At 59.2% G+C, this 14921-nt stretch carries 11 protein-coding genes; 6 read left to right on the forward strand and 5 right to left on the reverse strand.

Features of this window, described 5'->3' with window-relative positions; translation table 11 throughout:
- Window positions 1-183 precede the first annotated feature (183 nt).
- Window positions 184-3003 (reverse strand): autotransporter family protein, encoded by a 2820-nt coding sequence (locus tag HNQ50_RS05520; RefSeq protein ID WP_184098421.1) that lies wholly within the window; start codon window positions 3001-3003, stop codon window positions 184-186.
- 675 nt (window positions 3004-3678) lie between these two features.
- Between HNQ50_RS05520 and HNQ50_RS05525 the strand changes: the two genes are divergently transcribed.
- Window positions 3679-5346: an ABC-F family ATP-binding cassette domain-containing protein gene (locus HNQ50_RS05525; RefSeq protein WP_184098423.1), complete on the forward strand. Its 1668-nt coding sequence runs from the start codon at window positions 3679-3681 to the stop codon at window positions 5344-5346.
- A 1218-nt stretch (window positions 5347-6564) separates the two neighbouring features.
- Here the strand turns inward: HNQ50_RS05525 and HNQ50_RS05530 are convergent.
- The 3 genes from HNQ50_RS05530 to HNQ50_RS05540 form a co-directional block, all read right to left on the reverse strand.
- Entirely contained in the window at window positions 6565-6843 is a 279-nt protein-coding gene (locus HNQ50_RS05530) for a colicin immunity domain-containing protein (RefSeq protein WP_184098425.1), read from the reverse strand.
- 253 nt (window positions 6844-7096) lie between these two features.
- Window positions 7097-8524, reverse strand: a complete 1428-nt coding sequence (pdxR, locus tag HNQ50_RS05535) for a MocR-like pyridoxine biosynthesis transcription factor PdxR (RefSeq protein WP_184098427.1) — start codon at window positions 8522-8524, stop codon at window positions 7097-7099.
- 70 nt (window positions 8525-8594) lie between these two features.
- A complete protein-coding gene (locus HNQ50_RS05540) occupies window positions 8595-9035 on the reverse strand; it encodes a VOC family protein (protein ID WP_184098429.1) in 441 nt (146 codons plus the stop codon).
- Between the two features lie 113 nt (window positions 9036-9148).
- Here HNQ50_RS05540 and HNQ50_RS05545 point away from each other — a divergent pair, with 113 nt between their 5' ends.
- Window positions 9149-10060: a LysR family transcriptional regulator gene (locus tag HNQ50_RS05545; RefSeq protein WP_184098431.1), complete on the forward strand. Its 912-nt coding sequence runs from the start codon at window positions 9149-9151 to the stop codon at window positions 10058-10060.
- 24 nt (window positions 10061-10084) lie between these two features.
- Here the strand turns inward: HNQ50_RS05545 and HNQ50_RS05550 are convergent, their stop codons facing one another.
- Entirely contained in the window at window positions 10085-11065 is a 981-nt protein-coding gene (locus HNQ50_RS05550) for an alpha/beta fold hydrolase (RefSeq protein ID WP_184098433.1), read from the reverse strand.
- A gap of 276 nt (window positions 11066-11341) precedes the next feature.
- Here HNQ50_RS05550 and HNQ50_RS05555 point away from each other — a divergent pair, with 276 nt between their 5' ends.
- From HNQ50_RS05555 to HNQ50_RS05570, 4 genes are read left to right on the forward strand one after another with little or no spacing between them, the layout of a single operon-like run.
- Entirely contained in the window at window positions 11342-13024 is a 1683-nt protein-coding gene (locus HNQ50_RS05555) for a cbb3-type cytochrome c oxidase subunit I (RefSeq protein WP_246428593.1), read from the forward strand.
- Window positions 13021-13662, forward strand: coding sequence for a cbb3-type cytochrome c oxidase subunit II (locus tag HNQ50_RS05560; protein WP_246428594.1), 642 nt, complete (start codon window positions 13021-13023; stop codon window positions 13660-13662). The genes HNQ50_RS05555 and HNQ50_RS05560 overlap by 4 nt, the downstream gene beginning before the upstream one ends.
- Window positions 13659-14249, forward strand: coding sequence for a c-type cytochrome (locus HNQ50_RS05565; protein WP_184098435.1), 591 nt, complete (start codon window positions 13659-13661; stop codon window positions 14247-14249). The genes HNQ50_RS05560 and HNQ50_RS05565 overlap by 4 nt, the downstream gene beginning before the upstream one ends.
- A complete protein-coding gene (locus tag HNQ50_RS05570; RefSeq protein WP_246428595.1) occupies window positions 14233-14883 on the forward strand; it encodes an SCO family protein in 651 nt (216 codons plus the stop codon). The genes HNQ50_RS05565 and HNQ50_RS05570 overlap by 17 nt, the downstream gene beginning before the upstream one ends.
- Window positions 14884-14921 lie beyond the last annotated feature (38 nt).

A 14921-nucleotide genomic window follows, 5' to 3' on the forward strand; every position in this document is an offset into this window, starting at 1 on the left:
CCACCTTTGCCAGGTGGCCCGTTGTGTTTGGGGTTTCTGGTTTCTGAAAAGACTTCAGCGCAGTAAGCAGCCTTGCTGTCATCCGCCATTTCTTTGCTTTGCACTGCAGTGCTTATCGCTGGCTGATGAAAGCGATGGTCCTGCCGTATACAAGCGTTGCCCTCTACGTGGTTCAGTCATGGCTTACCACTTCATCTTGATACCCACACGGGCGCCCAGCGCGTTGCTATCACCGACATCCTGCAAGCTCATCCGGGCCAGTACTTCACCGTAAGCGGTGTAGCGGTCATCATCCCAGTTCAGCGATGCGCCCATGCCCACGCCAGCCCACCAGGCCTGCAGCTTGTTCTCGACGGTCACGTCAGAGACATGTGCCGAGGTGCCATTGAGATAGTCGTAATAGACGTTGGCCACGCCATAGAGATGCGAGCGACTGGCTTTGCCGTTGGCGGCGATCCACTTTTGCTCGTGATCCAGCGACAGACCAACACGGTTCACAAGGCTGCTGCCGTTGTCGGCGGAGACCTGTGCGTCGTAGGGGTCTGTAAAGCTGTCAAAACCGGCTTGTGACCAGGCCAGTTGCACCTGTGGTGTGAGCGACCAGCCGTTTTCCAGAGGCAGGCGTTGGCCGGCTTCCAGGCTGGCGGCGTAACCCCGACCACCGTTGCCATCCGCCACGCGACGGGCCAGCGCGGTGGAGTTGAGGTCGGTATCAAACCAGGTGATGGTGGCCTGGCTATCCAGGTAGAAGCCGTTGTTGCCATACCAGGTCAGCGTGCCGCCAAAGCCATAGCCTTTTGCATCCACCGTACCGGTGCCGAAGTCCGAGCGGACATCCGAGTTGGCCGTGCCGTACTGGAAGGTAGCGCCAGCCACCAGCGAACCCGCATTGCTTTCGTAGACCGGGGCATCGATACCCGCCTGGAACTTCCAGGTGCGGATGTTCTGGCTCATGGCGGCCGTGCTGCTGTGTGGATCGTCATGCGCGTGCTGGCCGTCAATCTGCGCCCAGGCGCCACGGCTGATGCCGCCTTCGTGCGTGGCATCTACCGACCAACTGCGGTTACCGACGCGCTCTTGCAGCGTGCCCAGTTCATTGAGCGTTTGCAGCAGGCGGGAATACGCTTCATACAGCGGGACTGTTGGCGCATACAACGGCTGCGTGGCCGCCGGCGTCGATGTGCTCGGCGTACTGGTCAGGTCAGACTCATCCAGCGTGGAACGCAGGTACCAATCGCCATCCGCCGGGGTGCTCACGCCGCCCTTGTACAGGCGGTATGCGTAGGCACCCGCCACGACAGCGGGCGTGCCCTTGTACAGATAATCGCCCACCAGGGTGAAGCTACCGTTAGAAACGCCGGCCACCTCGATGATCTTGATGCCATCGACCGTCTGCACGCCGGTGCCGCCGACATTCACCACCTTCACAAAGCTGCTGCCGGCGGTATCGCCAGTGATGTCCAGCAGACCGGTCGTGGCACTGTCACCACCCAGTCTGGTAGCGATGCGCACCGTGCCGCTGTTGCCAATGTAATTTGCCAGCGTCAGCACACCGGCGCCATTGCTGCCCGGCATCACGATGCCGCTGTTGGTTACAGTGCCGGTGACCACGCCTGAGCCAGACAGCGTACCACCCGCGTTCACGGACACCGGACTGGTGATGGAGCCATCCACTTGCAGTGTGCCCGCGTTGATATTGGTCGTGCCGGTGTAGGTGTTGGCCGCCGTCAGCACCGTGGTGCCCATGCCGACCTGGCTGACACCGCCCGCGCCACTGATCGTGCCACCATAGGTGTAGGTATCCGCACGGTTGAAGGCCAGGCTCGCGCCGCTGTTCACGGTGACATCGCTGGCCATACTGCCATCCGTGCCGCCGTTACCGATCTGCAAAGTACCCTGGTCTACCGTCCACGGCAGGGTGAGGGCATCGGTGCCGATCAGCACCCAGGTGCTGGTGCCCGTTTTGATGAAGGTATCGAAATACCGGTACTGCGCGGTGTCACCCAGGGTGGAGGCATCAAACACGCTGTTGGTACTGCCGCCCAGTTTGAAGGTGTCGTTGGTGCCGCTCTGGCTGGCAATGACGTTGCCAATGATGTTGGAGCCTGCTTGCAGTTCCAGCGTGGCCACACTGGTCGCCGTTGCGCCGAACTCAATAGCATTGGCGTAACCCGCGCCCGCAATCACCGTTCCGGAATTCACCATGTTGATGGTCGAGCTGGAAAGTGCCGAAAAGGCCGCTGCGCCCCGTCCGCCTTCTAGTGTTCCCGTGTTGGTGAGGGTCACCGTACCCCCGCCAATCCGGATGGCATTGCCACCGATAGTATTGGCATCCAGTGCCGTCCCGCCACGGATCATGCCATTGTTCACGATACGGACAGTGGCGCCGGAGAACACGCTTACCCCTGCGCCTGCAACCCCTCCGCCGGAGCCATCACCACCGAGAATAACGCCAGTGCTGGAATTAACCAGCGAGGTCGCGGTAACCATCGAAACACCGGCCCCCAGCGTGCTGCTGGTGGTATCAAAATTGACGGAAGTACCGCCCTTGATCGAACCATTGTTGGTCAAAGGGGCCCCGCTCACCAATGTCACTCCAACGCCACCCGCGCCAGTGGCACCAGACTGGTCGCCACCCCTGATCGTCCCATTGGTGATATTGACGCCCTGAAACCCCACAGCCGCCAGCGACAAACCCATGGCGGGCGTTGTGCCGGCCAGACCTGTGTAGTTGCCGTTGAAGGTCCATACCCCATTGGTATTCGTGGTGAACCGCCCGATGGTACTGGTGGTGGCTTTTGACAGAACAAACCCTTGGGTGTCCAGCGTGATGGGCTGGGTCGCTGCCGAAAATGATACCGTGCCACTCACTGTGAAACTGGCTGCCAGTTTGATGACGGCGTTCGCGTCACTAGTGCTGTTGATGGTCGTGATGGCATCGCGAAGTTGGGCTTCACTGCTGACGGTATACACCGCAGCCGAAGCACTCAGCGGAAACAACAAAGATACAGCCAGTGCGATTGTCGTAACCCGTGGTCCACGGTTATAGGTCTCGCGCCTGTCCCGGCGCGTAGTGAACGTCATATAGCCCCCGTACACGTTGCGTGTGTCTTGATAGTTACAAGCGGTACAAAATCGTACCGGGGGCAAATATTACGGTAGGTAGTACGTAAGAATATGACTATGTACTAATGAAATAGACCAACGGCATATCCTTCGGCACTCCCGGTTAAATCGCGCTTGTACCTGCTGAGTCGGCGCACCCCTGAACTCAAACGCTTCCAAACGCCTGCTTCTTCCAGCCAGCCATGACCGGGTTGGGTCGATAGCGGACGTCCCTGCTTGTGTTGTGGAAAGACCGCTTCGACCGATGAGCCGCCGGGGGGCGCTGGCGGCAAATCGGCCTAAGCAGTCTGTTACCCCATTTGTTCTGAAAGTCTGCTCAGAGTCGCATACCGGCCATTTCTCTGTTGCCGGCACCGAACGTCAACTTTCTTCCCCTTTGAAGCGCGCAGGGGCGTGTTACCATCTGCGCCGTGCCGTTTTTATTGCCTTGCAGCATGTGGCGGCGCTGCACCATTGCCATGATGCGGCCAACGTTGGCCACTTTTCTGTCGTCTTCCCGCCTTGTCGCTGGTCGCGGCGTAACCTGTTTTCTGCTGCCGCACGGCGCCTCCCATGATCATTCTGAAAAACGTGGCCTTGCGCCGCGGCACCAAAGTCCTGCTCGACAACGCGTCGGTGACGCTCAATCCCGGTGAGAAAGTCGGCCTGGTCGGCCGCAACGGCGCCGGCAAATCCTCGCTGTTCGCGGTGCTGAACGGCACGCTGCACGAAGACGGCGGCGATGTGTCGATCCCGTCGCAGTGGCGTATGTCGCAGGTGGCACAGGACATGCCGGAAACGGCGCAGACGGCGACCGAGTTTGTGGTCGAAGGCGATACCACCCTGCTCGCCGCGCAGCAGGAGGTGACCGAGGCCGAGGCCGGTGAAGACTACATGCGCATGGCGCACGCCTATACCGCGCTCAACGATGCCGGCGCCCACGACGCGCCAGCACGGGCGCAGGCACTGATTCTCGGGTTGGGTTTCAGCGTCGCCGAGTTGCAGCAGCCGGTGAACAGCTTTTCCGGCGGCTGGCGCATGCGGCTGCAACTGGCGCGGGCGCTGATGTGTCCGTCCGACCTGCTGCTGCTGGACGAGCCGACCAACCACCTGGATCTGGACGCGCTGGTATGGCTGGAAGCGTGGTTGAAGCAGTACGCCGGCACCATGGTGGTGATCAGCCATGACCGCGAATTCCTCGATGCCGTCACCAACGTGACGCTGCACGTCGACAATGCCAAGCTGGTGCGCTACGGCGGCAATTACAGCAAGTTCGAGGACATGCGTGCCGAACAGCTGGTCCTGCAGCAAGCGGCACTGGCCAAGCAGCAGGAAAAGATGGCGCACCTGCAGAAGTTCATCGATCGCTTCAAGGCCAAGGCCAGCAAGGCGAAGCAGGCGCAGAGCCGTGTCAAGGCGCTGGAGCGGATGGAGAAGATCGCGCCGGTGCTGGCCGATGCCGATTTCCAGTTCGAATTCAAAGAGCCGCAGAGCCTGCCGAACTCGATGCTGTCGATGACCGGCGCGGTGTTCGGCTATCCGGCGCCGGAGGGCGCGCCGGCAGACACGCCGCCGACGGTGATCGTGCGCAACGTGAACCGCACCGTGCTGGCCGGGCAGCGTATCGGCATTCTCGGTGCCAACGGCCAGGGCAAGTCGACGCTGGTGAAAACCGTGGCCGAGGCGCTGCAGGCGGTCGGTGGCGAAATCATTCGCGGCAAGGGGCTCAATATCGGCTACTTCTCGCAGCAGGAGCTGGACGTGCTGCGGCCGGAGGACGATCCGCTGCAGCACATGTTCCGTCTGGTGCGCGACACCCCGGCGGCGATGCGGCCGTCGGCCAACGATTGCCGCGAGCAGGGGCTGCGCAATTTCCTCGGCACCTTCAACTTCAGCGGCGACATGGTGAAGCAGGCGGTCGGCAGCATGAGCGGCGGCGAGAAGGCGCGGCTGGTGCTGTGCATGATCGTGTGGCAGCGGCCGAACCTGCTGCTGCTGGATGAACCGACCAACCATCTGGACCTCGCCACCCGCGAGGCGCTGAGCGTAGCGCTGAACGAGTTCGAAGGCTCGGTGATGCTGGTCAGCCACGACCGGGCGTTGCTTCGCGCGGTGTGCGACGAATTCTGGATGGTGTCGCGTGGTGGGGTCAGCGATTTCGCGGGTGATCTGGACGATTACCAGGTCTACCTGCTGGAAGAAGCCAAGCGCCGGCGAGAAGAGGCGGCCGGCAAGCGTTAAGCCGGCCCGTCTGCGCGTTACCACCTTGCGGCCAGGCATAGGGCAGGATTGCCTACAGGAGCCGGGGCAGTCCTCTTCCAATAGGTAAGCGGCCATTTTTCATCGAGCCGTCGAACGTCAGTTTTGGCCGACTTGCCGCCGGCGATGAACAAGCTCAGGCAGGTCATCGGCCTGAGCGGACTTTCCGATTTTTTAGCAGGCATGTCCAGTTACGGCTACTGAGCAGCCCTTCGCTGGAGATTTGACGTATCTAGCACGGCGGGATAATTCAGGGTTTACAACCTCTAAACAGCCGGGTGGGGGCTAGTGCGGATACATCAGTTCCTGCCAAATAGCGCCCAACCACGGAAACAACAACGCCTACCTCGATGGTGGGCATTGTTGTTTGTGCGGACTATCTTCAGAAAAGCATAAAAACAAAAATAACAAGAGCAGCAATCGTAGCCAATACCAAGAGCCAGCAATATATGCGTACTTCAATGTCCTTTATTTGAAGAAACCTGAACGACCAAATAAACGAGCTAAGTCTTGTTGATGTAGCGTCGAAATCCATCACCTGGGGGCTTGTCGGGGCTAAGTTTGAATATAATTCTTTATGCCGTTTTCTAAGAACGCTCAGTAAACGAGCATATAAAACCCAAGACCCAAGGATCAAAAAAGCATAACCAATTAACCAACAGTGCTCCACGAGCATAGTTACTACTTCCATGCACTGCCTCCGGTAATGTTGGCTGATGTGGTTCCCCCGATCATTGCGGGACTTACAGAGCAGGAGCCCCCGTTCAAATAATATGACTGGCTAAAGCTTACCCACAACTGCCTTCCTCCCCACAGTTGAACCGGTCTTGGTATAGGTGACGCAAGGGGCAGCGAAACATTTAACCTCGCCAACGGCTCGAAGCTCGCCAGTCAACTTACGGGAGAATCTGCTAGACCGACATTTATGCTGGCGGCTATTCACTCCAATTTAAATTCCATCACTGATCCTGTATCGCACGGCCGTTGATAGCCGAAAGCGGACGTCTGTGCTCGTGCAGTGGAAAGTCCGCTTCGGCCGAGAAGCACGCGTTGGCCGAACAGCCTATGGTGTGAGGCGTGTTTACGTACGCCAGTACAGGCGCTGGCCATCTCGCTATCGGGTTATCCAATCCAGCAATTTCTGCCCATTCGGTCGCAACTTATCCGCAGGGGAGGTCCGGCTAAATCATTACTTATAAGTCAATAAAAAATCAAAATAGCCCTTACTCTGTTACGAAACTCATTTTCTTCGATATGGCCATCTGCTTTATCGAAAATTTCTGGATCCGGTTCGAAATCTTCAACTGGCCAAAATAGATTTTCCATAAGGTTTTCCGCTGCACTGCTAAGCGTAATTTTCTTATCAAGAAAATCTCGACGGAGAGAAAGATATTTCTCTACAAAGTCTATAGCCGAAAGATCCTCATTCGAAAAAGACTGAGCCAATTTCTCCAAATTTATGCTTTGATCCATCAGCATGCATTTCCCTTTAAGCGCAAATTTTCTGCTTGCTTGACTCTAGCCGCATCCACCAATCGTGGATGAATATGTGCGACTGGTTGTTTTGGCGATGAGGCCGGTAGACCGCTTCTGTCCGATAACGGCCAATTTAGCACACTGGCCTTAACTTCCGCTCAGGCCGATTAGCCCCCAGATGCAGGAGGAGCGCCTCCACCGGAACCGCTGACCGCTTTAATTGCTTATTACCAGGCTACAGAACAGAATCGGCTGATCATTCCAAGGAACGGAAGACACCAGCCAACTTGGTCATGGCGATTTCGATCTCTTCTTCACTGATACCGCCGTAACCAAACAACAGGCCTTGGCGGGGTTCTGTGTCAGCGTAAAAGCCCGAAATACCATACAGACCCACTCCTTGTTCGCGTGCGGCCGCGATGACGCTACTTTCAGTCAAACCTTGTTTGAGCAGGGCGGTAAGGTGGATGCCGGCAGCAGGGATGACTGGCTCCAGCCAGGCGGCGAGCGGCCCCTTTAGGTGTTTCAGCAATACGTCCCGTCGGGCTTCGTATTGCTTGTGGATACGCCGCAAATGCTTGGCAAAATCGCCGTCCAGTATGAAACGGGCAATGGCCGCCTGGGTAAAGGTGGAGCTATGCCAATCGACAATCTGTTTGGCTTTTAACAGCGCGCCAGAAAGGGATAGCGGTGGCACGATATAGCCCACCCGCAATTCTGGAAACATGGTCTTGGAGAACGTGCCGACGTAGGCCACCAGACCAAAGCGGTCCAGACACTTGAGCGATTCCAGCGGGCGTCCATCAAAGCGGAATTCGCCATCGTAGTCGTCTTCAACAATGGCAGCGCCCGTGTTTTGGGCCCACTCCAGCAAGGCAAGGCGCCGATCCAGGCTTAACGGCATGCCCAGGGGAAACTGGTGCGAAGGGGTCACGTAAACCAGCCTGGCTTCCTTGGGTAATAGATCAACCCGCAAACCCTCCGCATCGACTGGCACGCTGATGACTTTTGCCCCGGCCGCAGTAAAGCAGGCACGTGCCGGTGGATAGCCAGGTTCTTCCATGGCCACGACATCTCCCGGATTCAGTGTCACCCGCGCCAGCAAGTCCAGCGCTTGCTGCGCGCCGTGCGTCACGATCACGTCTTGCCAATTGCTGGTGACCGCGCGGTTGAAAGCCAGGTAACGGGAAATCCCCAGCCGCAGTTCTTGCTCGCCGGCTGGGTCATGATAGGCCGCTCGGCCACGAGCTTGCTGCCGTTGGGCGTGGTTCAGGCAGCGCCGCCACGGCTCAAATGGAAAGCGCGATTTATCGGTCACGCCACCCAGAAAGTCGAGCGGTGGCGTGCTGCCAAATTCGGGCATGGATAGCGCAGCCGGCAAGGACTCCCACAAGGCAGTTGGGCGAGCCCGATGCACGATGGGCGCGCTGACCGGAATACGTTGCAGGCCATCCGCCACAAAAGTGCCGTCACCTGGCCGGCTTTGCAAAAAGCCTTCTGACAACAGCCGTTCAAACACATCCAGCGTGGTCTTGCGCGACACGCTGAGCTGGCTGGCCAGATCGCGGGTGGAGGGCAAACGCTCGCCCGCAGGCAGACGGCCGTCAACAATGCCAGCGCGTAGTTGACGGTAAATCTGGCCAGCCAGATCGGTTTTGCCCTGCAGGGTGATGTGAATGTCCATGCCCTGAATCTTTCCGCAAAAGCCGGGTACGGGTCCAGACCCAAAGCGGCGGTGTCACCTTTATCCCGCCTCAGTTGTCCTGCAACGGGCCAAAAATATTGATGAAATTACCTTCCGGATCCCGAATCAGTGTGGATTTGAGATGCTCTGTGGTTTTTTCTTCCGCCCAGCAAATCTCGACATCATGGGCGCGCAAAACAGCGGTGGTGGTTTTCAGGTCTTCGCTATGCAGTACCAACGCCTTCCAGCCCAATTGCGACAGATGAAACGGCGGTGGGCTGCGGTCAACCGGCCGGAAATTGGCGCCAGTACGGGTAATCAGTTCAATCCGCAGGCCGGCGCCTTCCAGCACGGCGTAACGGGCACCGACGATCGGGAACTCGCCTTCGGTATCGACCTTGAAACCCAACACGGATTGATACCAATTCACCATATTTGGCAAATCCGCGACGGCGAGCGCCAGATTGCTCAAGCGCAATTGGCCATCAAGTGAGGGTGGTGAGATGTGCATGGCTTTGCTCCTGTGGGTTGATCTCGGGCCAGTGAGTGCTTGCCCCTATACTCGACCAGAACAAGCACGTTGCCGTACTATCGAAAGACTGAATTCGTGCGAGACTTTCGAACATGTTGCAGGCAGAAGAGCTGGCATTACTCCAGGCCATTCGGGATACCGGCAGCCTTTCCCGGGCGGCGGCAAAGCTGGGCAAAGCGCCGTCTACGGTGTCGCATGCCGCGCGCCAACTGGAGTCTCGCGTGGATGCCTTGCTGTTTGATCGGCGCAATTACCGATTGCAACTCACGCCGGCCGGTAACTTGCTGATGGACGAGTCCGCGCGGCTGCAACAGGAGTCGGCCCGCACCATGCAGCGGGTGCGCCAGGTGGCCAATGGCTGGGAAGAGCGCCTGTGGATCGTCACTGACGAGCTGATGGAGTTCGAAACCTTGTTGCCGGTCATCAGGGATTTCGACGAACTCCAGTCCGGCGTTCCTTTGCGCATTACCAATGAAGTATTGGGCGGTACCTGGGAGGCGCTGCGGGATGGCCGTGCCAATCTGGTCATTGGTGCCACCAACGAACCACAAAAGATGCCCGGCGTGAGCTGGCGCGAGTTGGGGCGACTGGAATGGGTCTTTGCGGTCTCTCCCAAACATGTGTTGGCGGCCATGCCAGAACCGTTGAGCCGTGAGGCGATCTCTGCGCACCGCGCCGTGGTGGTGGCCGACAGCTCCAGGCAAACAGAAGGCCGCGTGTATGGCGTGCTGGGTGGGCAACCCGCGCTAGCGGTGCCCAGCATGCGGGCCAAGATGCTGGCCCAGTGCGAAGCGCTCGGTGTGGGGTGGTTGCCGCGTCATCGGGTGGCGCACCTGTTGCAGGAGGGCAAGCTGATTGAAAAACGCACCGCCCAACCACGCGAGCCCAATATCCTGTACGTGGCCTGGCGCGAAGAACTGGCCGGTCGAGCCTTGAAATGGTGGCTGGAAAAACTGCAACAGCCGCGGCTGGCCCAGCGTCTGGTCGATGGATTGACGCGTTAGCCCGCCGCCTTGCTTCACTTGGGTTCAATTGCCGGCGGGCGGCAAGAACCCGACCAGGGCAGCCGTCACTTGCTCCGGCTGCTCTTCGGCCACCCAATGCCCTGATCCCTTGATCTGTGCCACGTGAACGTCAGTGGCCACGTTCTGCAGATGTGCGCCAATGATCGGGCCGAAGCTGCCATCTCCGCCAATACCCAATACCGGCATGGTCAGTTTGTGCTCGGCAAATTTCTGATTGGCAATCACATCTTGCGGAAAGGCGCGGTAGTACTCGAAACCGGCGCGCATGGCACCCGGCATGCTGTACTGGCGGGCGTAGACGGCTTCCACTTCGTTGGTAAACGCGCGCGAGTTTACGGCTTCGTTGTTGTGGAACCAGGCCATGAATTCCTTCTCGTGCCCGGCCATCAGCATTTCTCCGACATCACGCTGACCAAAGAAAGCGAAATGCCACACGCGCGGTGTTTGTACAATGTCATTCCACGGCGCGATGCCGGGGAGCGGGACATCAAGAATGGTCAGCGTTTTCACCTCGGTCGGGTGTTGCGCGGCATAGGCATACGCCACCATCCCGCCCATGTCATGCCCGGCGATGTGAATCTTTGGTCCGTAGCCCAGCTTGGCGACCAGATCCCGGATGTCTTCAGCGATGTTGGCCTTGTCGTAGCCCGTGGCGGGTTTGCTGGTGTCGCCCAGTCCGCGCAAATCCGGGGCTATCACGGTATAGCCACGTGCGGCCAGTTGCGGCATGACAAACCGCCACATGTACGAGGTGGAACCCCAGCCGTGTAGCAAGACCACGGGCGTGCCGTGACCCTGGGCGATCAGGTAGTGGTAGCGCACGCCATTCACGTCGATCTTGCCATCAGTAGTGCGCGCGGTGGCAGCGGCCACGGCTGCGGGGGTGGGGCCGACGGTCGCCGCGGTGCTCATGCCGGGCAGAGCCAGCATCAGTGCGGTCACAACGGTGGCTACGCTGCGCGAAAGAAGAGGGTATCGGTTCATGGTCTTGAGTCCGGAGGAGTGGAAATCACCAGTGGAAGTCTGCGGTTTGTTGCGCAGGGTGACACACCAGAAAAGCGCCGGAATCGTTCGATGGTGTCGCACATGTGTTGGGCGATCGACCTAAGACCTCTGGTCTATGCCCAAAGCCGTAAGCGCCAGCAGATTTTTTCGCAGCAAGTCCCCCCCGGCGGCTTGTGCGGCGCGGGGTATGACCAAGGGTGGATGTGGTCATGCCCGGGCCGCGTTTATGGTGCCCTCACGCCAAGTTGAGGGACGATGAACATGAATGCCTTGGGGATGTTGTTGTCAGCCTTCGTGATTGCCATTCTGGGGCTGATGTTTTTTATCTGGTCGAACGGGCGCAGTCTCTTGACCGGGGGTGAGGAAGCAGCCAGCGAGATTTTCAGTGCAGGCGAAGTCGGCCTCGTTGAAGACCCCGCCGGCACGCCCGCCAGTCGCACCCGCTTGCAGTCCAGCAGCACGGGCCATGCCCAGGTGGGGCAGCATGTCGATGAGGCTGACATTCTGGCGCGCATCGAGTCTGACAAATCGACATCGTTGATTGTGCTGATCATGATGACCGCGGCGGTGTTCTGGCTTTTGCTGGCCTCTACCTTCGGGCTGATCAGTTCCATCAAGCTGCACCAGCCAGACTGGTTAACAGGTTCCATGTGGCTGGGCTTTGGCGTGACCCGGACCATTCACCTGAATGCCGTTGCCTACGGCTGGGCGCCCATGGCCTGTTTGTCCAGTTGCATCTGGATACTCCCGCGCCTTCTGAAAACGCCGCTGCGCAGCGGACGGTGGGCCATTCTGGGCGGGGCAATCTGGAATATCTCACTGCTGGCCGGGCTGATTGCCATTGCCACCGGTTACAACAGCGGGCTGGAATGGCTGGAGATTCCGCTGCCCATCGCCACCGGCATGGTGGTGGGTGGTGCGATGGTCGGCATCCCGCTGCTCGACACCCTCGGGCACCGGCGCACCCGCCATCTGTATGTCTCGGTCTGGTATATGTCGGCGGCGTTGTTCTGGTTTCCGGTGCTGTTGATCGTGGCCAAGATGCCGGTGCATGTCGGGATCGAACAAGCCACCGCAAACTGGTGGTTTGGTCACAACGTACTGGGGCTGTTCTATACGCCGCTGTCACTGGCGACCATCTATTATCTGCTGCCCAAGATCATTGGCCGCCCCATTGAGAACTACAACCTGTCCTTGCTGGGTTTCTGGACGCTGGCTTTTTTCTACGGGCAGGTGGGTGGACATCATCTTGAAGGCAGCCCGGCGCCGGCCTGGCTGATCACGCTCTCCATCGTGCAAAGCATGATGATGATCATTCCGGTGGCGGCGTTCACCATCAACCAGCACATGACCATGCGCGGCCATTTCCGCATGTGGGTGCATTCGCCCACGCTGCGTTTCATCCTCATCGGCGGGATGATGTACACGCTCAGTTCATTGCAGGGTTCGTTTGAGGCGCTGCGCTCCATCAACACCGTGACCCATTTCACGCACTTTACCGTGGCCCATGCGCACTTGGGGTTGTACGGCTTTGTCACCATGGTGATGTTTGGCGCGTTTTACTTCATCCTGCCGCGGGTGCGCGGGTGGGAGTGGCCTTACCCATGGGCAATCCAGCTGCATTTCTGGCTGGTGGTGCTGGGCTTCGGGCTGTACTTCACGGCGCTCACGATTGGCGGGGTGCTGCAGGGGCTGGCCATGCTGGATGCCAGCAAGCCATTCATTGATTCCGTGACCGTCACCCGGCCCTGGTTGATTGGCCGCTCCATCGGCGGCGGCATGATGACGCTGGGGCATGTGGTGTTTGCGGTGCATGTGCTAGCCATGGTGTTCAAGCTGGGCCCCAAGCGGCATACCCAGGCCCTGTTCTGGCGGGATGCCATGCCACCAGGCCTTGCACCCAATCTGGCCACGCAGCCGGAAGGGGCCGCATCATGAACTTGATGAACAGCGAGGGCCTGCTGGTCGGGGCCTCTTTCATGATGGGGCTGACCATCACGGTACTGATCGTGATTCCGTATACGGAAGTCAGTGACCTGCGTCCGCCAGACAAGCTCAAGCCGTACTCGGAACAAGCGCAACGCGGGCGCGAGATTTACCTGCAAAACGAGTGCATGGCCTGCCATTCCCAGCAACCCCGCAGCCTCAGTCAGGCACCGGACCTCCAGCGCGGTTGGGGCAGGGCACCGACTGCGGCGGACTATTACTACGATCGGCCGGTGTTGCTGGGCACGATGCGCACCGGGCCGGACCTGTTCAATATCGCCGCGCGGCAGCCCAGTGTGGATTGGCATCTGGGCCATTTGTACCAGCCTCGGGCTTATGTCAAAGACAGCATCATGCCCAGCTACCGCTTCCTGTTTGTGATCAAGTCCAAAGCCGCACCGGGTGACAAGGTTGTTCAGTTGCCACCCGCATGGCGGCCGGCTTCGGGCGTGGTGGTGGCGACACCCAAAGCGCTCGACCTGGTGGCCTATCTATTGTCGCTGGATCACACCTATCCCATCGATAACGCACCCGTGTTGCCGCCCGCTGCTTCAGCGCCAGCGGTGGCCGGGCAGGGAGTGCTGCGATGAGCCAGCAAGACAGCGATACCGTGCAGCAACGGCGCGAAAACCCCGACCCCAACGAGCAGGTCAAGCCATTGCCGTTTGCCATCATGCTGGTGATTGCGGCCTTGTTTACCTTTGGCGTGGTTTACATCGCCGAAACGCCGCTCAATCTGCCTGGCACATGGGGAGATCAGCGGGTGCTGGCGGACATGGCCGCGCCGGTAAAAAGCGCGACCGCAGATGGGGCTGCGTTGTTTGCGGCCAATTGCGTTGCATGTCACCAGGCCACGGGTTTGGGTGTGCCCGGTGCATTTCCGCCGTTGGCAGGTTCTGAATATCTCAACGGCAAGCCGGATGTCACCATCCAGATTCTGCTGCATGGCATCAAGGGCAGCATTACGGTCAAGGGCAGTACTTTCAATGGCGAGATGCCCAACTTCGGCGCCAGGTTTTCTGATGCCGAAATTGCTGCGGTAGCGACTCACGTGAGGAGCCAATGGGGCAATAAAGGCGTGGCGATTGATGCGGCTGCTGTGGCGAAAGGCCGCGACCTCACCAAGGCGCAAACCACGCCGTGGAACGGTGGGCAGGATCTTGAAAAATATCGCTGACGGGCTCAACGGCAGTCTGGGCCCCACGATCACGCTGACCTGCTGCCTGCTGTTGTGTGCGCTGATCACCACTGCATTGTTGACGCGCGGTTTTGAGGGCTGGACGACGGAGGCATTACGTCGGCACGCCATCATGGACCATCCCTTGCCATTGCCTGCGTTGCAAGTCATGGACGAAACCGGCAAGCAGCAGCGGCTTGATCAGTATGTGCGTCTGGACGGGCGTGTGGTACTGATCGACTTTATCTACACCCGCTGCAACAGCATTTGTACGGTGCTGGGGGAGCAATTTCAGCAAGCACAAGCCCATATCGAGCAACATGGACTGCAGCAAAAAGTCAGGCTGCTAAGCATCAGCTTTGACGCGCAGCACGATACCCCGGCCGTGTTGGCCAGCTACGCCAGCCGCATGCATGCCGATCCCGCCATGTGGCACTTTGCGACCGTGAAGGGCCGCGCCAGTCTGGATCTGCTGCTCCGGCAGTTTGGCATTGTGGTCATCCCCGATGGCTACGGCGGCTTTATTCATAACGCCGCCATTCACGTGGTGGACCGCGAGGCCAGGCTGGAGCACATCTATGACCTGGATGATTTTGACCAGGCGCTGGCCCATGCACTGGCGCTGCACGCATGAACGCGGGTGAGCTGCGGCATGAAATCCGCCGTTATCGC

Origin of the sequence: Silvimonas terrae, from assembly GCF_014202765.1 — a bacterium.
Classification (GTDB): domain Bacteria; phylum Pseudomonadota; class Gammaproteobacteria; order Burkholderiales; family Chitinibacteraceae; genus Silvimonas; species Silvimonas terrae.

What these genes read in the sequence shown, in the direction of transcription:
- HNQ50_RS05525 (WP_184098423.1), top strand. Translation starts at nt 3,679, where the DNA reads ATGATCATTCTGAAAAACGTGGCCTTGCGCCGCGGCACCAAAGTCCTG.
- HNQ50_RS05530 (WP_184098425.1), bottom strand. Translation starts at nt 6,843, where the DNA reads ATGCTGATGGATCAAAGCATAAATTTGGAGAAATTGGCTCAGTCTTTT.
- pdxR (WP_184098427.1), bottom strand. Translation starts at nt 8,524, where the DNA reads ATGGACATTCACATCACCCTGCAGGGCAAAACCGATCTGGCTGGCCAG.
- HNQ50_RS05540 (WP_184098429.1), bottom strand. Translation starts at nt 9,035, where the DNA reads ATGCACATCTCACCACCCTCACTTGATGGCCAATTGCGCTTGAGCAAT.
- HNQ50_RS05545 (WP_184098431.1), top strand. Translation starts at nt 9,149, where the DNA reads ATGTTGCAGGCAGAAGAGCTGGCATTACTCCAGGCCATTCGGGATACC.
- HNQ50_RS05550 (WP_184098433.1), bottom strand. Translation starts at nt 11,065, where the DNA reads ATGAACCGATACCCTCTTCTTTCGCGCAGCGTAGCCACCGTTGTGACC.
- HNQ50_RS05555 (WP_246428593.1), top strand. Translation starts at nt 11,342, where the DNA reads ATGAACATGAATGCCTTGGGGATGTTGTTGTCAGCCTTCGTGATTGCC.
- HNQ50_RS05560 (WP_246428594.1), top strand. Translation starts at nt 13,021, where the DNA reads ATGAACTTGATGAACAGCGAGGGCCTGCTGGTCGGGGCCTCTTTCATG.
- HNQ50_RS05565 (WP_184098435.1), top strand. Translation starts at nt 13,659, where the DNA reads ATGAGCCAGCAAGACAGCGATACCGTGCAGCAACGGCGCGAAAACCCC.